Genomic DNA, 23,274 nt, shown 5'->3' on the forward strand with positions numbered 1-23,274 from the left:
AGCGGTGATGTGGTCAATGTGCGTCACCTGTTCGTGCCCGACCCTAATCACCATCCACGCCGAGCGATCTGGATGGCTCCACCATCCCCGAGGGTCGGCTGAGTGCTCTGCACCTAATCGCTAAGGTCGACGGCACAACGTAGCTGTTGCAGCGCTTCGCAGCAGGCGCTCCGTCAGACGCATGCATCCGTGGTCACGGCGGCGGTCATGGCTGATAATCGACGCCTTGGTCCTAGGCAAGCGGTCACGATGAATCCATTCCGTTGGGGTTTCCGGGCACAGTTTCTGTTGGGGTTTGTTGCTTGCGCAGGACTGCTGGCCTACGCGATCTATGTACAATTGCACCTGGGGCTCGAGCCTTGCCCGTTGTGTATTTTTCAGCGGATCGCGTTTGCGGCGTTGGCTGTGTTTTTCTTGCTGGGTGCGCTGCATGGGCCGCGTGCTGCTGGTGGGCGCAAGGTGTATGGCGTGCTGAGTTTCATCGCCGCCGGTGTGGGTATGGGTATCGCGGCACGGCACGTCTGGGTGCAGATCCGGCCCAAGGACATGATGTCGTCATGCGGCCCGCCGCTGAGCTTTCTGAGCGAGACGATGGGGCCGTTCGAAGTGTTCCGCACCGTGCTGACCGGCACCGGGGATTGCGGCAACATCGACTGGCGGTTTCTGGGCCTGAGCATGCCGATGTGGAGCATGGTCTGGTTCGTGTCGCTAGCCTTGTGGGCGCTGTACGCCGGCTTCAAAGCACGCCGGACGTCTGTGCATCACTGACGGGCGTTGATCGCCGGCGAGAGAACTGCTCCGGTGACCGGGGCAGTAGGGCCGCTGCGCGAAATCGCGTTCTGTAAGCAGTCCGCTTCTGTGCGCAGTGCGCTGCGCGCTCACTCTCCGCTTGCTGGCCGTTACTCGTCGCGCGCGGCTGTGCGTTGCGTTGCGCACAGGTGCTGCGGCTGGTTTGGTTGAGCATGGTGCTTTCGTGAGGTCGGCCAATTGCGTCAGCGCTGGCACCGGCACGCTCTGGGCGGCGCGTGGGTAAGGCGTTACGTTGATGGACGTTATGACGTGCCGAAGCGCTGAGCTTGAGCTAGCGACATGGCAGGTACAGGCGTTTGACCACTCAGATCCAATACCCTGATTTTCGTTGTGCCTGAAAAAGCAGAAGGACCCGGAATCGACCGGGTCCTTCTGCTGCGTTGCGCAGTTTCCGGTGCGCCGCGTGTTGCGCTCAGAATGTCTGCTGCAGACTTAGATAAACACCACGGCGCGGCGCCCATTGCGGCGCGAACACGCCGATGCCGCCGCCATCGCGTAGCTGGTAGCTGCGATCGAGCACGTTGAGGACGGCCAGCTGCGCGTGGAGCGGATGCGCGGTAAGCGCGAAATCGTGCCCGGCGCTGAGATTCAACTGGAAGTACGAGGGCAGTTCTCCGCCATTGGGCACAGTGTCGGTATCGGTGCGCAGGCCGCTGCCGTAGAGGTAATTCGCACCGATCCGGCTGCTGTCGCTGATGGCGTAGTTGATGCCGCCGGAGGAGGTCAGCTTCTGGTCGTGGTCCAGATGGATCCAGTTGTTTTGCGCGTACGCTAATGCGTCCGGGTCGAAGTTGTACAGGCTGGTCAGGACTTGTTTGCCCATCGCCTTGCTGTAGGCCAGATTGAAATACGCGGTGACAGGGCCATTGCTGTAGTCAGCGCTGAATTCCGCACCACGGATGCGGCCGTTGCGGTAGTTGAAGGTGGAATAGACATAAGCGGCGCCGAACTGGCCTTCGTCCTGCAAACGGTCGGCCTTGCGGTAGTAAGTGTCCAGGCCCAAGGTCAGGTGATCGCTCACTACTTGCGAGATGCCGAGGTCGTAGTAATCGCTGCGTTCGCTGAGCGGCGTGGTCGGTCCGCCGCCGGTGGACTGCTGGTTGGTGGTGCCGTCGTACAGCGCGATATCGCTGGTAGAGATCAGCTCGCTGGCAGGCGGCGTGAAGTAGCGCGCGTAGCCCGCATGCACGGTGGTGCTGTCGCTTGCGGTCCAGACCACGCCCAGGCGCGGACTGAGCTGGCCCTCGCTTGCCCCGAAGGCCTTGTAGCGGTCGCCACGCACGCCGTAGTTGACGGTCCAGTCGTCGGCGATCTTCCATTCGTCCTGCAGATACAGCGCGTACGTGCTGGCGTGGAAGCGGCTGCCATCGGCAATGAACACCGGCACGTTGCTGCTCTGGTTGCCGTCGGCATCGGCCGGGAAAACAAAGGAATTGTTGCTGGCGATGGCGTGTTCAAAGTTGCCGTACAGGCCATAGCGCAGCGTGTGCGCATTGCCCCAAGGCGTGGAGAAATCCGTCTGCACCGTATTGGCGCGATTGCTGCGGTCCACCTGCGAGGCGATGCCGTTGAAGATCAGGTCGCCGGCCACATCGGGCGAGAAGGCGACGCTGCTGTAACGCTGGCCAGCCGACAGCTGATAGCTGGTGTCGCCGAGCGTGCCCTGCAGTGCCAAGGTGCCAAAACGGGTGGTTTCGCGCTGGTTTTCGTCCAGACGCGAGGAATCGAAATCGGTGGTGCCAAGGTAATCGAAGGCCGGAGTCTGGCCGGGATTATTGGGAATCTGAAAGCGATTGTTGGCATAGCCGACCAACAGGCTGAGGCGGGTATTTTCGTCGATCAGATAGCTCAGATCGGCAAAGCCTTTGCCCTGATGGGTCTTGTCGTGTTCGGGAGAGCGGCTGTCGACCGGGTTTTCCAGCCCGTGGCTGTTCTGTTCGTAGTCGCCGGTCACAAACCAGCTCCAGCGCCCACTGCTGCCCCACAGCGAGGCGTTCGGATTGACGGTGTCGTAGGAGCCGCCGGTGATGCCGACGCTGCCGCCATTGCCCAGCTCGGCGCCGTTCTTGGTGGTGATGTCGACAACTGCGGCGGTGCGGTCGCCGAACTGCGCGGGCAAGGCGCCATCGAGCAGTTTGAGGTTCTTGATGATGCGCGGCTCCAGGCTCTGGCCGAAGCCGGAGATGGATTCGGGCAGCATCACGCCATTGATGCGGTACTGCAGGTTGGCGTGATCGCCGCGCACGTGAATGCCGCCATACGAGTCCTGCACCACGCCCGGCGCCTGCAACAGCACCTGGTTGAGCGGTGTGGAGGCGCCGAGCGGGAGGCGGTCGATGTCTTCAGCGGTGATGGCGTACTGGCTGCTGCCGATATCCGGTGACAAGGCGTTGCGCGCCGCCTCGAGCTTGGCGATTACGTTGACGGTGTCCAGATCGGTGGTTTGGTCGGCAACGGCATCTGCGGCGATTGCGGTACCGGCACAGGAAGACAGCAGGATGGAAACGATGGCGGCTGGGAGGCGGCGAGGGGTCATGGCGGTCGCAGGACGGCTAGGGAGGGGTGTTACCTCATAACATTCTGCTTGCGGGCGGGCGCTAGCGTAGGCCGAAAGTCATGCCTGGGCCGATGGCTTTGCTTGCGGTTCAGTCGCTCGCGACCGCTTGGCAGGCGTTGCCGCGCCAACAGTGCTTTCGTCCCTGGACGGCATCGGTGCAGAGCGCTTTGCGAGACGCGCCGGCTCTGCCACCATCGCAGGCTGTCCAGGAGTGCTGTTGCCATGAATCTTTCCGCCCCTTCTCTCGTTTCCGATTCCGCTGCCTCCGTGTGGGCGCCCGGTAGCTGGCGTGGCAAACCCGCACTGCAGCTGCCGGTGTATCCGGATCAAGCCGCACTGCAGAGCGCCATGGACGAGTTGGGGCAGTTGCCACCGTTGGTGACCTCTTGGGAGATCTTCGCGCTCAAACGCCAGCTGGCAGAAGCGCAGGAGGGCAAGCGCTTCCTGCTGCAGGGCGGCGATTGTGCGGAGAACTTCAGCGATTGCGAGTCGGGCACGATCTCCAATCGGCTGAAAGTGCTGCTGCAAATGAGCCTGGTGCTGGTGCATGGCCTGCACCTGCCGGTGGTGCGGGTAGGGCGCTTTGCCGGGCAGTACGCCAAGCCGCGATCGGCCGATACCGAAACGCGCGATGGCGTGACCTTGCCCAGCTACCGCGGCGATGTGATCAATGCGCCGGCCTTCACCGAGGCGGCGCGTGTGCCTGACCCGCGCCGCATGATCACCGCGCACTCGCGTTCGGCGATGACGATGAACTTCGTGCGCGCGTTGATCGATGGCGGCTTCGCCGACCTGCATCACCCCGAATACTGGAATCTGGATTGGGTGGGCTATTCGCCGCTGGCGGCGGACTACCAGAAGATGGTGGCGTCGATCGGCGATGCAGTGCGCTTCATGGAAACCCTGTCCGGATCGGAGGTGTACAACCTCAATCGCATCGATTTCTACACATCTCACGAAGCACTGTTGCTGCCGTACGAAGAAGGCCTGACCCGGCAGGTGCCGCGCCAGTGGGGCTGGTTCAATCTCAGCACGCATTACCCGTGGATTGGCATGCGTACCGCGGCGCTGGATGGCGCGCACGTGGAGTATCTGCGTGGCGTGCGCAATCCGATCGCGATCAAGGTGGGGCCGTCGGTGCAGCCGGACCAGCTGCTGCGCCTGATCGATGTGCTCAATCCGGAAGACGAACCTGGCCGCCTGAGTTTCATTCATCGCATGGGTGCCACGCAGATTGCCGAGAAACTGCCGCCGTTGCTGGATGCGGTCAAGCGCGATGGCCGACGCGTGCTATGGGTCTGCGATGCGATGCATGGCAACACCGAAAGCACCGGAAATGGCTATAAAACAAGGCGTTTTGACAATATTCGCAGCGAAGTGGAAACCTCGTTCGATCTGCATGCGGCGGCCGGCACGCGGCTGGGTGGCGTGCATCTGGAACTCACCGGCGAAGATGTCACCGAATGCACTGGCGGCGCGCGCGAGTTGACCGAACGCGATCTGGAGCGTGCGTATCGCTCCAGCGTGGACCCGCGCTTGAACTATGAGCAGTCGCTGGAAATTGCGATGGCGATCGTGCGCAAGCAGCAACAGGTGGCATCGCAGCCGCTGGGCGCATGAAGTCAGTGTGCGTATGACGTGACGCTCATGCCGCATGCGGCATGCTCTTGCAGCCATCCCTCTTTCCCCCCACAGGAGGAACGGTTTGACTGCCGATTGGAACGTCATCCGCGAATACGCAATCCCGCTGGGCGCCGCGCTGCTGGCGGGCGTCGTTACCTGGTCGCTGATGCTGTGGCTGTTTCGCCGCATGCAGGGCCGCGATTACCGCCGCGCACGCATCATTCGCGTGGTCACGCTGCCGGCCGCCTTTATTCTGCCGCTGCTGTTTCTGGGCATCGCCACCGAGGCCACGCCGCTATCCGGCAAGGCGCTGGCAGCGGTGCAGCACTTGTTGCATGTCGGCATTGTCGGCTGCGTCACCTGGTTGTTGGTGCGTGCGGTCGCCGCCGGCGAAATGGCGATTCTGCGCAGCAATCCGATCGAGGTGTCGGACAATCTCACCGCGCGGCGTATCCAGACCCAGACACGGGTCTTGAGTCGCGTGGTGATGGGCACGGTGATCCTGCTCGGTATCTCGGTGGTGCTGCTCGGTTTTGAGCAGGTGCGCCAGATCGGCAAGACGCTGCTGGCGTCGGCGGGGATCATCGGGCTGGTGGCAGGTATTGCGGCCAAGCCGGTGTTCGGCAACCTGATCGCCGGCTTGCAGATTGCGCTGACTCAGCCGATCCGCCTGGATGACGTGGTGATCGTGGAAGGGGAATGGGGCCGTATCGAAGAGATCGGCAGCTCGTACGTGGTGGTGCGGATCTGGGACGAACGGCGCATGGTGGTGCCGTTGACCTGGTTCATCGAAAACCCGTTTCAGAACTGGACGCGCGCCAGTGCGGACCTGCTCGGTACCGCGTTCCTGTGGCTGGATTACCGCACGCCGATTGCGGCAGTGCGCGCGGAGCTGGAGCGCATCTGCCACAGCGAGCCGTTATGGGATGGGCGCGTCTGCGTCACCCAGATCACCGACACCAGCGACAACACCATCCAGGTGCGTTTGCTGGTGAGCGCGCGCAATTCCGGCGATGCGTTCGATCTGCGTTGTCTGGTGCGCGAACGCATGATCGATTTTCTGACCCGCGAGCACGCTTATGCGCTGCCCAGAATCCGCGCCGAAATTGCAACGCAGGAAAAACCGTCATCAGGCGCGAAGGAGCCGATCGCACCGGACAGCGTGCGTTCGCCAGGTGCAGAAGACGGCGAGCCTGCGGCTTCGATCTAGCTGTGCCTGCCGACAGGCTGCGGCAGGTTCGGTAGTGCGGCGTGCGGCGTGCGCATCAATCGATGACCAGTGCTGCTTTGCAGACTCTCAGTCAGTCGGGCGCCTTCGGCTGCGGTGCGGCCGGTGTCGCCGGCGATGCGCTTGGCGCGTAGCCGGGCGCAAATCGCGCGTGGCTGCGTTGCTCGTAGGCGTAGGCCAGTTCGATCAGGCGCGGCTCGCTCCAGGCGGTGCCCATGAACAGCAATCCGAGTGGCAGACCCTGGGTTTGCCCCATCGGCACGCTCAGGCTGGGATACCCGGCCACTGCTGCGGCGCCGTAGCCGGCGCCGGGAAAGGTGTCGCCCTTGCCGAGCGTGGTGACCCAGGCAGCGCCGGTGGTCGGCACGATCAGTGCGTCCAGTCGGTCGGCTTTCAGGGCTGCGTCGATGCCTTGCTCGCCAGCGAGCCGCCTGGCGCTGGCGCGCGCGCTCAGATAGCCCGGGTCCTCCAGGCCGGGCGCAGCCTGCGCCTGCTCGAACAATTCCTGTCCGAAGTAGGGCATTTCGCGCTGCGCATTGGCGCGATTGAAGGCGATCAGTGCGTCCAGATCTTTGATCGGCGCAGCGTGGCTGCGCAGATAGGCATTCAAACCGGCCTTGAATTCGACCAACAGGACCGTCTGCTCAGCAGCATCCCACTTGCCATCCGTGACCAGGGCGGTCTCAACTACCGTGGCGCCGGCCGCGCGCAAGGTCTGTACGGCGCGATCCAATGCCGCGGCGATCGCGGGATCCTCGCGCAGTGGATTGCGCAGCAGGCCCAGGCGCGCGCCGCGCAGGCTATCGGGCTTGAGGTGGGCGAGATAGTTTGGTGTGGACGACGGCGCATGGCGCGTGGCCGGGTCCTGCGGATCGGGCGCGGCGATCGCCTGCAGCAGCGCGGCGGCGTCGGCGACGCTGCGGGTCATCGGGCCGGCGGTGTCCTGGCTGGCCGAGATCGGAATGATGCCGTCGCGGCTGACCAGGCCGACGGTGGGTTTGAGCCCGACCAGGCCATTGACGGCAGCCGGGCAGGTGATGCTGCCGTCGGTTTCGGTGCCGATGCCTACCGTGGCCAGACTGGCGGCGATCGCCGCGCCGGTGCCGGCGCTGGAACCGCACGGATTGCGATCCAGCGCATAGGGATTGCGGGTCAGCCCGCCGCGGGCGCTCCAGCCGGAGCTGGACTGGGTGGAGCGGAAGTTGGCCCATTCGCTCAGGTTGGTCTTGCCCAGGATCACCGCGCCGGCCGCGCGCAGGCGCTGCACCAGAAACGCGTCGCGAGCAGGGCGAAACTCGGCCAGCGCCAGCGAGCCGGCACTGTTGACCATCGGCAGCGCGTCGATGTTGTCCTTGAGCAGCACCGGGATGCCATGCAGCGGTCCGCGCACGCGTCCGGCGGCGCGTTCTGCGTCCAGGGTGCGGGCATCCGTTTCGGCCTGCGCATTGCGCTCGATCACGGCGTTGAGCGTGGGGCCGGCGCGGTCGATGGTCTCGATGCGCTGCAGATAGGCGCGCGTCAGTGCCAGGCTGGTGGTGTCGCCACGGGCCATGCGCGCTTGCAGGCCGGCGACGTCGGCATCGATCAGGTCAAGCGGTTTGGTAGCCGAAGCGGCGTCGGTTGCCGGACGCATCGTGTCATCGGCATGCGCACAGCCGCACAACGCCAGCAGCAGCGCAAAGCACAAGGTGGTGGAGCGCATGGGAGGTTTTCCGCGGGGGACCTTCCGCAGGCTAACGTCGCTGCGTCGGGGTGACAACGTGATCGCGCGCCCGTGGACGGGCAGGCAGGGTCAGCGACGTCGGCGCTTGACCAGATCGCGTGCCAGTACGCCGACCACGATCAGGTTGATCGCCAGCACGGCCCAAGCGGTCCAGCCAGGATGGCGGACGATGGCGTAGATATCGAAGGGCAGATAGATGGCCGCCGACAGGCAGCCCAGTACCGAGGCCCAGGCCTTGGCACGCCACAGACCCCAGGCTTCCACCACATGCAGCAGGCCGTAGGCCAGCATTGCGGCGGCCGCCAGATGCACTGCATCGGGGCTGATGGTCTTGAGTAACGACGGCAATGCGCCGTGGTCCGGATCCAGATTGAAACGGCGAATCAGCGTACTGACCGCATGTTGCAGCGGGAGCGGGCCCAGAATTTCCAGGCCCGTCGCCGCCAATAGCGCAAGCCCGCCCTTGACCGCCTCTAGCAAGGCGATCGCGTGGAGGCCCGGATGCGCGCGCGGATCCGGGCTGTAAGGCTTGTTGCTCACGACTGTGGCTTAGTCAGTAACTCAGCCGGAACGGCCAGAGCGCTTACGGTCGCTTTCGGTCAAACCCTTCTTGCGCAGACGGATTTCCTTCGGGGTGACTTCGACCAGCTCGTCGTCCTCGATGAAGTCCAGTGCCTGCTCCAGCGTGTACTTGATCGCAGGGGTCAGCTTGATCGCATCGTCCTTGCCCGAAGCACGCATGTTGGTCAGCGGCTTGGTCTTGATCGCGTTGACGGTCAGATCGTTGTCCTTGGAGTGGATACCGATCAGCTGACCTTCGTACACGTTGTCGCCTTCAGCGGCGAACAGACGGCCACGCTCTTCCAACGGCCCCAGCGCATAGGCCGGAGTGGCGCCCGGTGCGTTGGCAATCATCACGCCGTTCTGGCGCTTGGCGATGGCGCCCTGTTCCTTCGGGCCGTAATGGTCGAACACGTGGAACAGCAGGCCCGAGCCCTGGGTCAGGGTGCGGAACTCGTTCTGGAAGCCGATCAAGCCACGCGCCGGGATCATGTAATCCAGACGCACGCGGCCCTTGCCGTCCGATTCCATGTTCTTCAGCTGGCCCTTGCGGCTGCCCAGCTTTTCCATCACGCCGCCCTGGTGCTGTTCTTCGATGTCCACCACGAGCTGTTCGATCGGCTCCATCTGCTTGCCGTCGATCTCCTTGATGATCACTTCCGGACGCGACACGGCCAGTTCGTAGCCTTCACGACGCATGTTTTCGATCAGCACCGACAGATGCAGTTCGCCACGGCCGGAGACCAGGAACTTGTCGGCGTCGGAACCTTCCTCGACCTTCAGTGCCACGTTGTGCACCTGCTCGCGGTCCAGACGATCGCGCAGCTGGCGGCTGGTCAGGAACTTGCCACCGGACAGGTCCTTGTTGCCGGCGAACGGCGAGTTGTTGACCTGGAAGGTCATCGAGATGGTCGGCTCGTCCACGGTCAGCGGCGGCAGGCCTTCCGGGGCGTCGAGCGCACACACGGTGTCGGAGATGGTCAGCTCGGCCACGCCGGAGATGGCGACGATGTCGCCGGCCTCGGCGGTGTCCTGCTCGATGCGCTCCAGGCCCAGGAAGCCCAGCACCTGCAGCACCTTGCCCTGACGCTTCTTGCCTTCGCGGTCGATCACGCTGACCGGCATGTTCTTCTTCAACACGCCGCGCTGGATGCGGCCGATGCCGATCACACCGACGAAATTGTTGTAATCCAGCTGGCTGATGCGCATCTGGAACGGGCCGTCCGGATCAACGTCCGGTGCCGACACGTGCTGCATGATCGCTTCGTACAGCGGGGTCATGTCGCCGTCGCGCACGTCCGAATCCAGGCTGGCGTAGCCGTTCAATGCGGAGGTGTAGACGATCGGGAAGTCCAGCTGCTCGTCGGTTGCGCCGAGCTTGTCGAACAGGTCGAACACCTGGTCGATCACCCAGTCCGGACGTGCGCCGGGACGGTCGATCTTGTTGACCACCACGATCGGCTTGAAGCCCATCGCAAAGGCCTTCTGGGTCACGAAGCGCGTCTGCGGCATCGGGCCGTCCATCGCGTCGACCAGGATCAGCACCGAATCCACCATCGACAGCACGCGCTCGACTTCGCCACCGAAGTCGGCGTGTCCCGGGGTGTCGACGATGTTGATGCGGTTGCCCTGCCAGGTGATGGCCGTGTTCTTGGCCAGGATCGTGATGCCACGTTCCTTTTCCTGATCGTTGCTGTCCATCACACGCTCAGCCAAGACGGTGCGTTCGGACAGGGTGCCGGACTGCTTCAGCAGGCAGTCGACGAGGGTGGTCTTGCCATGGTCGACGTGCGCGACGATGGCGATATTGCGGAGTTTTTCAATGGACATGCGGAAAGGGCCCCTGTCTGGCGCCAGTCTTGAGATGAGGTAAGCCGAATATTATAGCGGTTTCGTTGCGCTGCCGTTGCGGATTACCTGAAGGCGATTCAGATCCCCCATTCAGGCAGCGTGACGGCGAGCGGATCCAGGCCCGGCGACGGCCTTGGACCATGGTCGTAACTGCGCGGTCGTCCACGCGCCCGGGTGTATCCTAATGGGCTGTTGATCACCCCAGAACCTGCAAGGATTTCCATGTCCCTGATCGCCACTTTCGACACGTCCCGCGGCCCGATCGTTGTTGAGCTGTACCCGGAGAAGGCACCGCTCACCGTCGCCAACTTCGTCAACCTGGCCAAGCGCGGCTTCTACAACGGCCTGAGCTTCCATCGCGTCATCGCCGACTTCATGGTCCAGGGCGGTTGCCCGGAAGGTTCCGGCCGCGGCGGCCCGGGCTATCGCTTCGAAGACGAAGCCAACAATGGCGTCGGCCACGAGCGCGGCGTGCTGTCCATGGCCAATGCCGGCCCGAACACCAATGGCAGCCAGTTTTTCATCACCCACACCGCCACCCCGTGGCTGGACGGCAAGCACACCGTGTTCGGCAAGGTTACCCAGGGCCTGGACGTGGTGGATAGCGTTGCCCAGGGCGACACCATCAACACGCTCACCATCGAAGGCGACACCGACGCCGTGCTGGCCGCCAAGGCCGACCGCGTTGCGGAGTGGAACAAGATCCTCGCCGCCTGATCGCACCCCATCGAACGGCCGCCATGTGCGGCCGTTTGCTTGTCAAAGCGCGCCGCCAGGCCTTGCGCCACGCCAGCGCGCGACCCCCACCAACGCTTTTTAGCAGAGGAAACACCCCATGAAAGCACCTGTTCGTGTTGCTGTGACCGGCGCTGCCGGCCAGATCGGCTACGCCCTGCTGTTCCGTATCGCTTCGGGCGAAATGCTGGGCAAGGATCAGCCGGTGATCCTGCAATTGCTGGAACTGTCCAACGAGAAGGCCCAGGCCGCGCTCAAGGGCGTGATGATGGAGCTGGAAGATTGCGCGTTCCCGCTGCTGGCCGGCATGGTCGGCACCGACGACGCCGAAGTGGCGTTCAAGGACATCGACGTGGCCCTGCTGGTCGGTGCGCGTCCGCGCGGCCCGGGCATGGAGCGCAAGGACCTGCTGCTGGAGAACGCCAAGATCTTCACCGCGCAGGGCGCGGCGTTGAACAAGGTGGCCAAGCGTGACGTCAAGGTGCTGGTGGTCGGTAACCCGGCCAACACCAATGCCTACATCGCGATGAAGTCGGCGCCTGATCTGAACCCGAAGAACTTCACCGCCATGCTGCGTCTGGACCACAACCGCGCCCTGAGCCAGCTCTCGCTGAAGCTCGGCAAGCCGGTCGGCGGCATCGAAAAGCTGGTGGTGTGGGGTAACCATAGCCCGACCATGTACCCGGACTACCGTTTCGCCACCTCCGATGGCGCGTCCATCGGCGATGCGATCAACGACCAGGAATGGAACGCGTCTACCTTCATCCCGACCGTGGGCAAGCGCGGCGCGGCGATCATCGAAGCGCGCGGCCTGTCCTCGGCCGCATCGGCTGCCAATGCCGCCATCGATCACGTGCGTGATTGGGTGCTGGGCAGCAACGGCAAGTGGGTCACCATGGGCGTGCCGTCCGACGGCTCCTACGGGATTCCGGAAGGCGTGATCTTCGGCTTCCCGGTGATCACCGAAAACGGCCAGTACACCCTGGTCAAGGATCTGCCGATCGACGACTTCAGCCAGAAGTACATCGACAAGACCCTGGCCGAGCTGGAAGAAGAGCGCAGCGGCGTGTCGCACCTGCTGGGCTGAGGTTCGCAGCTGTAGTTGCTACAAGCTGTATTTGCTACAAGAACGCCGGGCATTGCCCGGCGTTTTTTTGTCTGCATGCAGGCGATGAACGTGCATGCGGAGTTCGATTTGCTGCGATGGTCTGCGGGCGACGCAACGCGATGATCTGCACGCGCTGCGATGGGCTGCCTTATCGTGTGACGTGGCATCACGTCACCCGTTACACCGCAGTGCCGATTACGACAGGCCTTCGGCGTTCAGGGCGGCCTGCACATCCGCATCGGTCTGCATGCGCTTGAAGAACGCATCCAGTGCGGTCAGGCCGCTGAGGTCCACGCCTGCCTTATTGGCCCAGCGCAAGGTCACGAATAGATAGGCATCGGCGCCGGTATGGCTGTCGCCGGCCAACCACTCGCGGCCCTGCAGGTGCGCATCGACGCGCGTGTAGAGCGCGCGCAACTTGTTGCGTGCATCGTCGTGACTGCGCGCGATCAATGCCTCGTCCTGCAGATACGCGGTGCTGCCGAAGATCGGCTTGAAGGTCGGGTGCACATCGGCATTCGAAAAGGCGATCCAGCGATTGATTTCGGCGCGGCTACGCGCACTGCCGTCACCGCCCAGGCTGGTGAGCGGCGCAACATCGGCGATGTAATTCAGGATGGCCGCGTTCTGGGTCAACGCCCAATCATCGACCACCAGCAACGGCACTGCGCCTGCGGGATTGAGCTGCAGATACTCGGGCGACTTCATGGTGGCTGCATCGACCACGACCAGGTCGAACGGCAGCCCGGACCAACGCAGCACAATGTGGTCTGCAAGTGAACAGGCGCCGGGCTTGGTGTAGAGCTTCATGTGCATCCAGTGAGGACTAGGGGGTGCAAGCTTAGCCGGGTTGGGCGGTCAGCTGTGCCGCCATGGGATCAACGGCAATGCGCTGTAACGCTGGGCGCACTGCGACCTGCAGCGCGACGTGTAGCGCACTGCGTAACGTGGAAAAGCGTTTTCGTGCGAGACGACACGGCCGCGTGTACTGACGCTGTTGCCGCATCAATGGCGATCGCATCAGTGCTGCAATCGCGCACGTGCGGCGCGGCGGTTGTCATTGGCGAACAGCATTCGCTACGCGAAGCAGCCGATCACATGGCCGGCGCCGACGTCAGGTGCTTGGTTGTCAGAGACACGCTACAAACGCTGCGCGTCATCGGCATCATCACGCGTAGCGATTTGCTGGCGGCGCACGCCGGGCGCTTGCGTGGATCGCGAGACACCGTGCATAGAGCTACGCACTGATCGGCTGGTGCGACAACGCCGCGCTACTAGCCGAATGCGGTATCGCAACGGTGTGGACACGTTGCAACGCGCTATCGGTCCACTACGTCTTTACGACGCAGTACGCGGCCGCAACTTCTGCACGCGGTAGAACGTGTGATCGCCGATGGTGGCAACCTGATACGCATTCCGCCAACTCGGGCTAGCAATCGCGCTTGCGGCAAAGTGGCTGGCGCCAGGCACGATCTCCTTGCGCTGACCCACAGGCAATGCCCAGTTACGTTCTGCGGCGAGTGCAACGCCCAATGCCTTGTTCCAGGCATCGTCGTTCTTCAACTGCGTGCCCGGCGCGACGATTGTCGGTGCGAACTGCTTACGTGCAGTGACTACCTCGCACATCGAGTCGCCCCACAAACCGCTGTCCAGTCGACGCAACGCAACTTCCGCAACAGCCTGCTGGCCGCGCAAGGTCTGGTCGCGCGCTTCCAGATAAACGGTCGTGCTCAAACACAGCGAATCTGCAGCTGGCTGCGGCATCAACTGCGCCAGCCAGAATATCCAAATCATCTTCATACAACTCCTTGCTCCGTATGGGCCGGTTCGTAGAGCATCCAAAGTGAATGCACCAGTACGAAAGGCTTGGCGTCATGGGGAGGCGACCTGTCACGGGCCGCCCGGTCTTCGGTGAAAGAGAGATCTACCGAAGGTGCCCACCACATGAGGTGGGTCAAAAAGTTGGCGCAAGGTAGGCGCCAATCACACAATCTTGGCTGAATGGGCGGGGTTGACGCGGGCTTGCCTCCGCTGCGCCTAGGTTGCGTCGGTAATGCCTCATGCATCGCACCATGCAATGCGCGTCGCATTCGCGCGGCGACAGGGGATCATGTGTGTTGGTCGTGTTTCGAAATTACGCAGATGGCGCACCTGGATCGTTGATGAGTTCTGCTTTCACGCTGGCTGCACGCGTTATCTGGAAACGAAAAAACAGTCATTGAATTCGCGTGTCGTTGAAGTGACGCACACAAGCAGTCGCACGTTTTGTACGCGTCGGCGTCGCACATCCCGCGGCATTGTTGAACGAGCAGTTGTCTGCCCGTGTACGCATGAAGTGTCGTAGGCGATTGCAAAACTGCGCTGCTGCATCGGTGCCGCAACGATCTCCACGACACTTTCGTCGCAATCACCTTTTACTCAACTGTAGCGAGATCTGCGCGGTGTCTTGCTGGATCGGCGGACATCCGAGATCGCCACGTCTTATGGCGTGGTCGTCGCGGTGCTACGTCATCAGTGATCGATGTCCAAGGTCCTATCTACGATCACGCGCATCGCTCAGAGGCGCATATTCGAGGTGGTGAAATGATTCGGACGATTGCGTGTCTTGATTGCGAACGTGGTGTTGGTTAACGCAGCGACTGGATCTGCATCGTGCTTCGGCCACGTCGGCCAACACGACAGTGACGCGTGCGTGTTTGGTACGCACCAGCGACACGTTTTCGCGCGGTAATCGTCGAGAAAATGCGTAACGTGCAACTAGGTGCGCGCGGTCAAGTTTATAGCGGTGTCGGTGTTGTTTCTGCAGGCAATCGCCGTGCAAGCGAGAAGGCGCGGGTGCTCCAGGCCAGCAGCAGGCAGGCCAAGCCGCAGGCGATGGGCCCGAGCGCCATCGACCACGCCAGGGACTCTTGAGGTGCATCGTGGTCGTTGTACAGATGGAGCAGCAGCCCGACCACAGCACTGCCTAGCGCAAGCGCGATCTGTGCGACGGCGGTCAGCATGGCAAAGCGGCGAGCTTGGTGCGCCGGGTCGTAGTGCATGGAGAGTTCGGCATGACGCGCCCACACCCAGTGCCCTACGCTGCCCGCCGCCATGCCCACGCCAAGCGCCAGCGCCGCATCCGGCCAGACGCTGCGCGTTGTCTGCAATGCAAACAGCAGCCCGCAGCCGACCAACGCGATACCGCTGTATCCCAGTCGCTGGCGCGCGCTGGTAGGCAGGCGCGCGGCCAGCGGTTGTACGACCACGGAGCCAATGGCGTAGCTGATCAGGAGCGCGCTACCCCAACGCTGCGAGATGACCAGCGTCTGCGCCAGATACGGCGCCAGTTTGGTAAACGTCGGCAAGGCTAGCGACAGCAACGCAATCACCACTATCGGCAACCGTGGATGGCTACGCGAGGATGCGATCGATTGATCGGCAGTTGGGCTACTAACGTGCTGCGTGTGGGTGTGCAGCGTCTGGCGCAGCCACCAGGACGAGGTCATTGCGATGGTACTCACCGTGCCCACAACCGTCATTGCAGTCGCGGCCCCAGCATGATGCCCTGTGTGCAACAGCAGTCCGATCGCTGCACTCATCAATAATGCGGCCAGGCCGCTGCCGATCAATCGCAGCGCACTCACGCCTTGCGCTCCGCGCCATGGCCAACGGCACAGTCCAAGCAACGTGTTCTGCGCGACGTCACCCATGGCGTAGGCCGCACGAAACGGCAGGCTGAGTAACAGCACGCAAGGCAGGCGTGCAGGTGGTGGCAATACCGGAACCAGAAACAACAACGACATCGTCACTGCCGCCAGCGACATGCCTCGCCATTGCACGCGCCCCGCCCATGCGAGGCTGACACCCGCACGCCAGCGGTGCGCAGCGAACACCCCCATGCCTGCACTGACGAGCAGCCCGGCTGCGACCGACAAGCCGGCAGCGGTTGCACTCAGTTCCACGTATTCGGTCAAGGCGAAGATCAGCAACAACTCGCCGGTGTACCAGAGCAGGCTTTTGCCGAAGTGTGCAGCCGTGTACGCCAGCAACGTGTCCGTTGACAGGGGAGGAAGCAAGCGCGTTGTCGGTGACGTCCGCATCCGCCGCTTATAGCCCCGATCCAAGACAATAAGAAGAACGCTGCATGCCACGGCAGCGAGAAGGCGATGAGGACGTTATTGCAGGCGAGGGTGGCAGCCGTTCCGATGCAACGTTAAAGCCGCTTTCCCCTGGAGAAAGCGGCCTGCCGCTCGATTGCTATCGCGACTGGGCGGTGCACCACAACCTTATCCCGGGCTTGTCTGGTGCGTCATCGGCTGACGTATTACAACACCGCCGCGAGTCGGCTGGCCTGGTTGATCGCACGCTTGGCGTCCAGTTCGGCGGCCACGTCCGCGCCGCCGATCAGGTGCGGTTGCTGGCCATTGGCCTGCAGGGCGGCCAGCAGCTCGCGTCGCGGTTCCTGACCGGCACAGATCACCACCGTGCCGACATCGAGCAATTGCTCGGCGCCGTCCACGCGAATGCGCAGGCCGGCATCGTCCACGCCCAGATACTCCACGCCACCGAGCATCTTGACGCCCTTGGCCTTGAGCGTTGCGCGGTGGATCCAGCCGGTGGTCTTGCCCAGGCGGGCACCGGGGCGGCCGGAGCTGCGCTGCAGCAGCCAGACCTGACGGGTAGGGAGCTCGGGTTGCGGTTTGGCCAGCGCACCACGCGCTTCGAAGGTCGGGTCCACGCCCCATTCGGCCATCCAGCGCTGCGGATCCAGCGCTGGCGACTCCCCGGCGTGCACCAGAAATTCGCCGACATCGAAACCGATGCCACCCGCGCCGATGATCGCCACCTTGGGGGCGGCCACATGCCGACCCAGCACCACATCCAGGTAGTTCACCACCATCGGGTGATCGGCGCCGGGGAAGTCGACCTTGCGCGGCTCGATGCCGGTCGCCAATACAACCTCGTCGAAGTCCTTGAGGTCTGCTGCCTGCACGTGGGTACTCAGACGCAGCTGGACGCCAGTCGCTTCGATGCGATGACGGAAATAGCGCAGCGTTTCGTTGAATTCTTCCTTGCCGGGGATACGCCTGGCGACATTGAACTGCCCGCCAATCTCGCTGCTCGCATCGAACAAGGTGACGCGATGCCCGCGCTCGGCCGCCACCGTCGCGCACGCCAGCCCCGCCGGTCCGGCGCCGACCACGGCAATGCGCTTGGGTGTCGTGGTGGGCGTATAGATCAGTTCGGTTTCGTGCACCGCGCGCGGGTTGACCAGGCAGGTAGCCAGTTTGTTTTCGAACACGTGATCCAGGCAGGCCTGGTTGCAGGCGATACACGTATTGATGGTGTGCGACTGCCCGGCGCGGGCCTTGTTGGTCCACTCCGGGTCGGCCAGCAGTGGGCGCGCCAGCGACACCATGTCCGCTGCGCCATCGGACAGAATGCGTTCTGCCACTTCCGGCATGTTGATGCGGTTGCTCGCCACCACCGGAATGCGCAGGTGTGGTTTGAGCTTGGCGGTGACGCCGGCGAATGCGGCGCGTGGCACCGAGGTGGCGATGGTCGGTACGCGCGCTTCATGCCAACCGATGCCGGAGTTGATGATGGTCGCGCCCGCGGATTCGATTGCCTGCGCCTGCGCCACGATCTCCTGCCACTGGTTGCCGTCTTCGACCAGGTCCACCAGCGACAACCGGTAGATGATGATGAAGTCCGGCCCGCAGGCTTCACGGATGCGACGCACGATCTCCACCGCAAACCGCATGCGTTTGGCTGCGTCGCCACCCCAGGCATCGTTGCGCTTATTGGTCCGCGCGGCGGTGAACTCGTTGATCAGATAGCCTTCCGAGCCCATCACCTCGACACCGTCGTAGCCGGCCTCGCGCGCCAGCCGCGCGGCGCGCGCATACGCGGCAATCTGCCGGTCCACCGCCGCTGCCGACAACGCGCGCGGGGTGAACGGGTTGATCGGCGCCTGCAGCTTGGACGGCGCCACCGACAACGGGTGATACGCATAGCGCCCGGCGTGCAGCAATTGCATGCAGATCTTGGCGCCGTGTTGGTGCACCGCGCGGGTGACCTGGCGGTGCGGGCGCACTTCCCAGGGCCACGACAGCTTGCCGCCGAACGGCTTGAGCCAACCCACCACGTTCGGCGAGAAGCCGCCGGTGACAATCAGGCCCACTCCGCCTGCGGCGCGTTCGGCGAAATAGGCGGCCAGCCTGGGGAAATCGCGCGCACGATCTTCCAGCCCGGTGTGCATCGAGCCCATCAGGACGCGATTGCGCAACTGGGTGAAACCCAGATCGAGTGGCGTGAACAGGTGCGGAAAGGAGGAGGCGGAAGGGCCGGTGGCGGGCGACATGATATGGATACGCTGGCGTACGGAGTGCGCACGATGCAGGCAAACGGGCGTGGCGGCAAGCCCTGGGTGCCGAATTCCGCGCTGCCGGCCGCGACGCAGCTGCAGGTTGGCCGACGTCACACCGTCCGCTAGGCCAAGACCTGCCTTGCGGAGCGTCTGCCCATGCTGCGGCGGTGGCGCTCGATCACAGCGCTCGTGCAACCCGAAGGCGGGTGCGGGCGCCTTCGGATTGCGTCTCACTGCCGCAAACAAGCGGCGCCAGTCGCCGCGGCTACCACCCGGCCAGCACCAATTTGCCGATCGTGCTGCCGCCCTCCAGTCGCCGATGCGCTTCGCGCAGGGTGTCGGCATTGATCGGCGACAGCGTCTCGGTGTGCGTCGTGCGCAGCTCACCAGCATCGATCAGGCTCGCAGTACGGTTGAGGATGCGATGCTGCTCCACCATGTCGTCGGTGGCGTAGCGCGACCGCGCAAACATCAGCTCCCAATGGATGCCGATGCACTTGGATTTGTACGGGTCGCCAATCATCAGCGGGCCGCGTGGCTCGACGATCAGACCGACATGCCCCTGCGGCGCCAGGATCTCGCCCAGCTGCTGCCAGTAGCGGTCGGTGTCGGCCAGATTCAGCGCTGCATCCACGTGCGGCAGACCTAACGCCTGCAACTGCGGCTGCAGTGGCTGGTGATGGTCGATCACCTGCTGCGCGCCCATCTGCCGCACCCATTCGATGCTCTCCGGGCGCGAGGCGGTGGCAATCACCGTGAAGCCGGCATGCCGCGCCAGCTGGATCGCGATCGACCCCACGCCGCCGGCACCGCCGATGATCAACAGATGCCGGCCGCGATTGCGTGCGCCATCGAACGCGAACGGCATGCGTTGGAACAGAAGCTCCCACGCAGTCAGTGTGGTCAACGGTAGTGCGGCCGCCTGCGCAAAACTCAGCGAGGTGGGCTTGCACCCGGCAATGCGCGCATCCACCAGCTGGTACTGCGCGTTGCTTCCGGGCCGGCCGATATCGCCGGCGTAGTACACCTCGTCGCCCACGGCAAACGCGGTGACCTCCGGGCCAACTGCTTCGATCACGCCAGCCGCGTCGTATCCCAGGATTTTCGGCTCGGTCAGGGGCTGCGGCTTCGGCGCCCGCAGTTTGGTATCGACCGGATTCACGGAGATCGCTTCGACACGTACCAATAAGTCATACCCCGACGGCGCCGCAGGGACGGGGACGTCGATGTCAAGCAGCGATGCCGGATCGTCGATCGGCAGATAGCGGGTGAGGGCGACGGCTTTCATCGGGGCTCTCCTGATGGGAAGTTCAGGGTGCGTTGTGAAGCGAGTCAGCTGCAACTACCGGCCCCACAATTCAGCTCGCACGGGGCCTTGCGTTCACCAATGTGGTTTTTGGCATGGTCGTGACCATTGAAAACCAGCAGGCTTGTAACCGTATTCAACAGGCTTGAGTCGGCTGCCGTTCAGATGGGGTGGCTGGTGAAAGTGAGTGCCCGGTCCTTTCCTTCATGAAACTGTATACGTAGTATTGCCTGGGGTTTGCAACCCTGGTGATTGCTTTCACATGTTATATGACCGTTAACGCGATCTTCACTGAGGCCGGCTTAATCTGCGCCCCGATGGCTCTGGATGTGACGAGCATCTTTACCAAGAACAACGCCTCTATCGGTTTATCTCCCAAAGAAGGAGCTGTATAAATGAACAAGAAAATTCTCACTGCCGCGTTGCTCGGCGGTCTGGCAGTTGCCCAGGCTGCGTCCGCGCAGGAGTTCGATGACCGTTGGTACCTGACCGGTAGCGCTGGCTTCAACTTCCAGGACAGCGATCGTCTGACCAATGATGCTCCGTTCGTCACCCTGGGCCTGGGCAAGTTTGTCAGCCCGAACTGGTCGATCGACGGTGAACTGAACTATCAGAACCCGAACTTCGATGCCAACCAGGATCAGAACTGGAGCCAGTACGGCATCTCGTTCGACCTGCGTCGCCACTTCATCCAGGAAGGCCGCGGCTGGAACCCCTACCTGCTGTTCGGTCTGGGCTATCAGCGTTCGGAAGAAGAGTTCGACGCAACCCCGAACCCGGTTTCGCCGGGCCAGCAGAAAGACGGCAACTTTGCCGCCAAGGCTGGTGTCGGTCTGCAGACCACCTTCGACAAGCGCGTCGCCGTGCGTGCTGAACTGGCCTACCGCGCCGACTTCAACGACCAGAGCGTTGCTGCTCCGCAGGAAGACTGGTTCGGCGACGTGCTGGCTTCGGTCGGCGTCGTGATCCCGTTGGGACCGGCTCCGTCGACCGCTCCGCCGCCGGCTCCGGCTCCGGTTGCTCCGAGCTGCGCAGACCTGGATGACGACGGTGACGGCGTCAACAACTGCGACGACAAGTGCCCGGCTTCGCAGCCTGGCCAGACCATCGGTCCGGACGGTTGCCCGGTGCCTGTGTCGATCGACCTGAAGGGCGTGAACTTCGACTTCAACAAGTCGACCCTGCGTCCTGACGCAATGTCGATCCTGAGCGAAGCGACCGAGATCCTGAAGCGTTACCCCGACCTGAAGGTCGAGGTTGCCGGTCACACCGACTCGAAGGGTACCGACGCGTACAACCAGAAGCTGTCCGAGCGTCGTGCGACCACCGTGTACGACTACCTGACCAAGAACGGCGTTGATGCGTCGCGTCTGGTTGGCCCGATCGGCTACGGCGAGAGCCGTCCGATTGCTCCGAACGCCAACCCGGATGGTTCCGACAATCCGGAAGGCCGTGCGAAGAACCGTCGTACCGAGCTGAACGTCCAGAACTAATTGGACCGCTAGCTTGCTCCATACAAAACCCGGCCTTGTGCCGGGTTTTGTCTATGTGCGCTCCAAACATCCCCAAATTCCTTCGCACACAGGCCGCAATGCTGTCTGTGTTGCCATCCAGGCACGGTTCCGGTTGAAACGGCGTTCATCGCTGCCTACACTCGCCGCGTCGACACCACACTTTTATTGGAAGAACCAACGATGCTGCGTACCGCTTCGGCAGGATTGCTCTGTCTCGCCTTGATTCCCGCCGCCTACGCCGCTCCGAACTGCGCCGGCAGCACGGTGTCCCAGCCGCTGCCGTTGCCCGCCACCGTCATCGCACCGGCAGCCGCCGAGTTCTACACCCGCAGCGTGCAGCTGGGCATGCCCACCGGCGTGCTGGCACAGCCGTACAGCAGCGATCAGTCGGTGGACCGCGTGCTGCTGCGCCTGCGCGTGGAAGGTTGCCAGGATCTGGCCAAGGTCATTCCGCCGGGCGGCACCGTCAATCCGAACGATCCTGCGGCCTACAAGGCCACCACTGCGTTCGACAACACGCCGTGGCGCTTCGACATGAGCCAGAACGGCAAGCGCATGACCGCCGAAGAGTTCGATGCCTGGATGAAGGCGCGCGGCGTGCGTGTGGTCAAGGCGCGTCCGGTTGCGGCACCGGCTCCGGCTGCGCCCGCAGCCGACGCCAAGCCGATCGAAAACAAGTAAGCCGCACGGTCGGGACGGCATGACCCGGCGGCCTCCGCCGGCAACGTCCCGGCATCGCAACCGTGGTTCGGCAGCGCCGACGCGCGTCTCGCGTCCATCGGCTGCAGGACCGGTGACCGCCGCGCCACGCCATGGGCTGGCGCGGGTGTTGTCCAAGCTGGGGGTGTGTTCGCGCACCGAAGCGGCACGCTGGATCGCCGATGGGCGGGTCAGCGTGGACGCGCGGGTGATCCGCGACCCTGAATGTCCGATCCGTGCCGACCAGCACGAGGCGATCACGGTCGATGGCCAGCCGTTGGCCGGGCCTGCGCGGGTCTATCTGATGCTCAACAAGCCGCGCGGCGTGGTCACCACCGTGCGCGACGAGCAGGGCAGGGACACGGTGTATCGCTGTTTCGACGGCGCCGGCCTGCCGTGGATTGCGCCGGTGGGGCGGCTGGACAAGGCCAGCGAGGGTCTGCTGCTTTTCAGCAACGACCCGCAATGGGCGGCGGCGGTGACCGACCCGGCGACCGGGCCCGACAAGACCTATCACGTACAGATCGACTGCCGCCCTGGCGCCGAGCAGCTGGCGCAGTTGCAGGCCGGGGTGATCGATCCCGCTCCCGATGGCGACGGCACCCTGCTGCGCGCCAAGCAGGTGCGTTTGCTGCGCGAGGGCGAGCGCAATGCGTGGCTGGAAATCGTGCTGGACGAGGGCCGTAACCGGCAGATTCGTCGGCTGCTGGCGGCCGTAGAGATCGGGGTGTTGCGGCTGGTGCGCGTGGCGATCGGGCCGCTGCCGATGGGCGAGTTGGGCAAAGGCGCCTGGCGGATGCTTAGCGCGGAGGAAGTTCAGGCACTGACGTCGGTTCCCGCCAGCGTGCCAGGCGCGCACTGAGCAGCGCGCTGACGACCTCGACGGCGCGTGCATCGCCTGCGCCATTGGCATCGTGGCGCCGTCCTTTGGCGTGATTGCAGCCGGCACAGGCCAGCGCCAGATTGCGCGCGTCGTTGGGGTCGTCGCCAACCACCGCGCACAGCGCTGCCGCCGCGCGGCGTCCGAACCAGGCCTGCGGGACCACGTGTTCGAGGGTGGTGTGGCCCAGCGGTTCGCCATCGATGCGAATCTGCAGGCGGCGACGGCAATGCAGGCAGCGGGTTTCCCAACTGCCGGCGAGCAGCTGCGCCTGGGCATCGGTGTGCGCCGCGAGCAGGAGCCGTTGGCGCAGCACCGTGCGCATGC

The 23,274-nt window shown here is 63.7% G+C and carries 19 protein-coding genes; 9 read left to right on the forward strand and 10 right to left on the reverse strand.

What is annotated here, in order from left to right; translation table 11 throughout:
• The first annotated feature begins 249 nt into the window (after positions 1 to 249).
• Positions 250 to 768 (forward strand): disulfide bond formation protein B, encoded by a 519-nt coding sequence (locus ABQU90_RS01490; RefSeq protein WP_055846102.1) that lies wholly within the window; start codon positions 250 to 252, stop codon positions 766 to 768.
• Between the two features lie 454 nt (positions 769 to 1,222).
• Here ABQU90_RS01490 and ABQU90_RS01495 read toward each other — a convergent pair whose 3' ends face one another.
• A complete protein-coding gene (locus ABQU90_RS01495) occupies positions 1,223 to 3,346 on the reverse strand; it encodes a TonB-dependent receptor (protein WP_323521768.1) in 2,124 nt (707 codons plus the stop codon).
• Between the two features lie 243 nt (positions 3,347 to 3,589).
• On the opposite strand from ABQU90_RS01495, the gene ABQU90_RS01500 reads away from it, so the two are divergent.
• Together ABQU90_RS01500 and ABQU90_RS01505 are read left to right on the forward strand one after the other, a co-directional pair.
• Positions 3,590 to 4,987 (forward strand): class II 3-deoxy-7-phosphoheptulonate synthase, encoded by a 1,398-nt coding sequence (locus ABQU90_RS01500; protein ID WP_323521769.1) that lies wholly within the window; start codon positions 3,590 to 3,592, stop codon positions 4,985 to 4,987.
• Between the two features lie 85 nt (positions 4,988 to 5,072).
• The gene (locus ABQU90_RS01505; RefSeq protein WP_115512406.1) at positions 5,073 to 6,200 is read left to right on the forward strand and encodes a mechanosensitive ion channel family protein; all 1,128 of its coding nucleotides are present in this window, start codon (positions 5,073 to 5,075) and stop codon (positions 6,198 to 6,200) included.
• Positions 6,201 to 6,291: 91 nt separating this feature from the next.
• Here the strand turns inward: ABQU90_RS01505 and ABQU90_RS01510 are convergent, their stop codons facing one another.
• From ABQU90_RS01510 to typA, 3 genes are all read right to left on the reverse strand, one after another.
• The gene (locus tag ABQU90_RS01510) at positions 6,292 to 7,905 is read right to left on the reverse strand and encodes an amidase (protein WP_323521822.1); all 1,614 of its coding nucleotides are present in this window, start codon (positions 7,903 to 7,905) and stop codon (positions 6,292 to 6,294) included.
• 105 nt (positions 7,906 to 8,010) lie between these two features.
• A complete protein-coding gene (locus ABQU90_RS01515) occupies positions 8,011 to 8,481 on the reverse strand; it encodes a DUF2127 domain-containing protein (protein ID WP_055846090.1) in 471 nt (156 codons plus the stop codon).
• 21 nt (positions 8,482 to 8,502) lie between these two features.
• Complete coding sequence (gene typA, locus ABQU90_RS01520; protein ID WP_055846087.1) at positions 8,503 to 10,332, reverse strand: translational GTPase TypA; 1,830 nt, start codon at positions 10,330 to 10,332, stop codon at positions 8,503 to 8,505.
• A gap of 243 nt (positions 10,333 to 10,575) precedes the next feature.
• On the opposite strand from typA, the gene ABQU90_RS01525 reads away from it, so the two are divergent.
• Positions 10,576 to 11,070, forward strand: coding sequence for a peptidylprolyl isomerase (locus ABQU90_RS01525; protein WP_323521770.1), 495 nt, complete (start codon positions 10,576 to 10,578; stop codon positions 11,068 to 11,070).
• 118 nt (positions 11,071 to 11,188) lie between these two features.
• Entirely contained in the window at positions 11,189 to 12,175 is a 987-nt protein-coding gene (locus tag ABQU90_RS01530; RefSeq protein WP_115512404.1) for a malate dehydrogenase, read from the forward strand.
• 216 nt (positions 12,176 to 12,391) lie between these two features.
• On the opposite strand, the gene ABQU90_RS01535 is transcribed toward ABQU90_RS01530, so the two are convergent.
• Complete coding sequence (locus ABQU90_RS01535) at positions 12,392 to 13,006, reverse strand: glutathione S-transferase family protein (RefSeq protein WP_323521771.1); 615 nt, start codon at positions 13,004 to 13,006, stop codon at positions 12,392 to 12,394.
• Positions 13,007 to 13,204: 198 nt separating this feature from the next.
• Here ABQU90_RS01535 and ABQU90_RS01540 point away from each other — a divergent pair, with 198 nt between their 5' ends.
• A complete protein-coding gene (locus ABQU90_RS01540) occupies positions 13,205 to 13,444 on the forward strand; it encodes a CBS domain-containing protein (protein WP_323521772.1) in 240 nt (79 codons plus the stop codon).
• Between the two features lie 90 nt (positions 13,445 to 13,534).
• On the opposite strand, the gene ABQU90_RS01545 is transcribed toward ABQU90_RS01540, so the two are convergent.
• From ABQU90_RS01545 to ABQU90_RS01560, 4 genes are all read right to left on the reverse strand, one after another.
• The gene (locus ABQU90_RS01545) at positions 13,535 to 13,996 is read right to left on the reverse strand and encodes a cell wall hydrolase (protein WP_055846073.1); all 462 of its coding nucleotides are present in this window, start codon (positions 13,994 to 13,996) and stop codon (positions 13,535 to 13,537) included.
• Positions 13,997 to 14,973: 977 nt separating this feature from the next.
• The gene (locus tag ABQU90_RS01550) at positions 14,974 to 16,278 is read right to left on the reverse strand and encodes an MFS transporter (RefSeq protein WP_407078732.1); all 1,305 of its coding nucleotides are present in this window, start codon (positions 16,276 to 16,278) and stop codon (positions 14,974 to 14,976) included.
• Between the two features lie 224 nt (positions 16,279 to 16,502).
• Positions 16,503 to 18,542: an oxidoreductase gene (locus ABQU90_RS01555; protein ID WP_323521775.1), complete on the reverse strand. Its 2,040-nt coding sequence runs from the start codon at positions 18,540 to 18,542 to the stop codon at positions 16,503 to 16,505.
• A 271-nt stretch (positions 18,543 to 18,813) separates the two neighbouring features.
• Entirely contained in the window at positions 18,814 to 19,836 is a 1,023-nt protein-coding gene (locus tag ABQU90_RS01560) for a zinc-binding alcohol dehydrogenase family protein (protein WP_323517717.1), read from the reverse strand.
• Positions 19,837 to 20,249: 413 nt separating this feature from the next.
• Here ABQU90_RS01560 and ABQU90_RS01565 point away from each other — a divergent pair, with 413 nt between their 5' ends.
• The 3 genes from ABQU90_RS01565 to ABQU90_RS01575 all read left to right on the forward strand — a co-directional run bounded on the left by ABQU90_RS01565 (position 20,250) and on the right by ABQU90_RS01575 (position 22,929).
• A complete protein-coding gene (locus ABQU90_RS01565) occupies positions 20,250 to 21,347 on the forward strand; it encodes an OmpA family protein (protein ID WP_055846063.1) in 1,098 nt (365 codons plus the stop codon).
• A 201-nt stretch (positions 21,348 to 21,548) separates the two neighbouring features.
• Positions 21,549 to 22,049, forward strand: a complete 501-nt coding sequence (locus ABQU90_RS01570) for a hypothetical protein (protein ID WP_055846060.1) — start codon at positions 21,549 to 21,551, stop codon at positions 22,047 to 22,049.
• Positions 22,050 to 22,068: 19 nt separating this feature from the next.
• A complete protein-coding gene (locus tag ABQU90_RS01575) occupies positions 22,069 to 22,929 on the forward strand; it encodes a pseudouridine synthase (protein WP_323521776.1) in 861 nt (286 codons plus the stop codon).
• Here ABQU90_RS01575 and ABQU90_RS01580 read toward each other — a convergent pair.
• Positions 22,868 to 23,272: an HNH endonuclease gene (locus ABQU90_RS01580; RefSeq protein ID WP_323521778.1), complete on the reverse strand. Its 405-nt coding sequence runs from the start codon at positions 23,270 to 23,272 to the stop codon at positions 22,868 to 22,870. The genes ABQU90_RS01575 and ABQU90_RS01580 overlap by 62 nt on opposite strands.
• Between the last annotated feature and the right edge of the window lie 2 nt (positions 23,273 to 23,274).

Source organism: Xanthomonas sp. WHRI 10207 (assembly GCF_040202975.1).
Classification (GTDB): domain Bacteria; phylum Pseudomonadota; class Gammaproteobacteria; order Xanthomonadales; family Xanthomonadaceae; genus Xanthomonas.

Coding starts and splice junctions, on each gene's coding strand:
- ABQU90_RS01545 (WP_055846073.1), bottom strand. CDS start 13,996: ATGAAGATGATTTGGATATTCTGGCTGGCGCAGTTGATGCCGCAGCCA.
- ABQU90_RS01575 (WP_323521776.1), top strand. CDS start 22,069: ATGACCCGGCGGCCTCCGCCGGCAACGTCCCGGCATCGCAACCGTGGT.
- ABQU90_RS01560 (WP_323517717.1), bottom strand. CDS start 19,836: ATGAAAGCCGTCGCCCTCACCCGCTATCTGCCGATCGACGATCCGGCA.
- ABQU90_RS01580 (WP_323521778.1), bottom strand. CDS start 23,272: ATGCGCACGGTGCTGCGCCAACGGCTCCTGCTCGCGGCGCACACCGAT.
- ABQU90_RS01490 (WP_055846102.1), top strand. CDS start 250: ATGAATCCATTCCGTTGGGGTTTCCGGGCACAGTTTCTGTTGGGGTTT.
- ABQU90_RS01540 (WP_323521772.1), top strand. CDS start 13,205: ATGGCGATCGCATCAGTGCTGCAATCGCGCACGTGCGGCGCGGCGGTT.
- ABQU90_RS01565 (WP_055846063.1), top strand. CDS start 20,250: ATGAACAAGAAAATTCTCACTGCCGCGTTGCTCGGCGGTCTGGCAGTT.
- ABQU90_RS01500 (WP_323521769.1), top strand. CDS start 3,590: ATGAATCTTTCCGCCCCTTCTCTCGTTTCCGATTCCGCTGCCTCCGTG.
- ABQU90_RS01550 (WP_407078732.1), bottom strand. CDS start 16,278: ATGCGGACGTCACCGACAACGCGCTTGCTTCCTCCCCTGTCAACGGAC.
- ABQU90_RS01495 (WP_323521768.1), bottom strand. CDS start 3,346: ATGACCCCTCGCCGCCTCCCAGCCGCCATCGTTTCCATCCTGCTGTCT.
- ABQU90_RS01555 (WP_323521775.1), bottom strand. CDS start 18,542: ATGTCGCCCGCCACCGGCCCTTCCGCCTCCTCCTTTCCGCACCTGTTC.
- ABQU90_RS01530 (WP_115512404.1), top strand. CDS start 11,189: ATGAAAGCACCTGTTCGTGTTGCTGTGACCGGCGCTGCCGGCCAGATC.
- typA (WP_055846087.1), bottom strand. CDS start 10,332: ATGTCCATTGAAAAACTCCGCAATATCGCCATCGTCGCGCACGTCGAC.
- ABQU90_RS01535 (WP_323521771.1), bottom strand. CDS start 13,006: ATGAAGCTCTACACCAAGCCCGGCGCCTGTTCACTTGCAGACCACATT.
- ABQU90_RS01570 (WP_055846060.1), top strand. CDS start 21,549: ATGCTGCGTACCGCTTCGGCAGGATTGCTCTGTCTCGCCTTGATTCCC.
- ABQU90_RS01525 (WP_323521770.1), top strand. CDS start 10,576: ATGTCCCTGATCGCCACTTTCGACACGTCCCGCGGCCCGATCGTTGTT.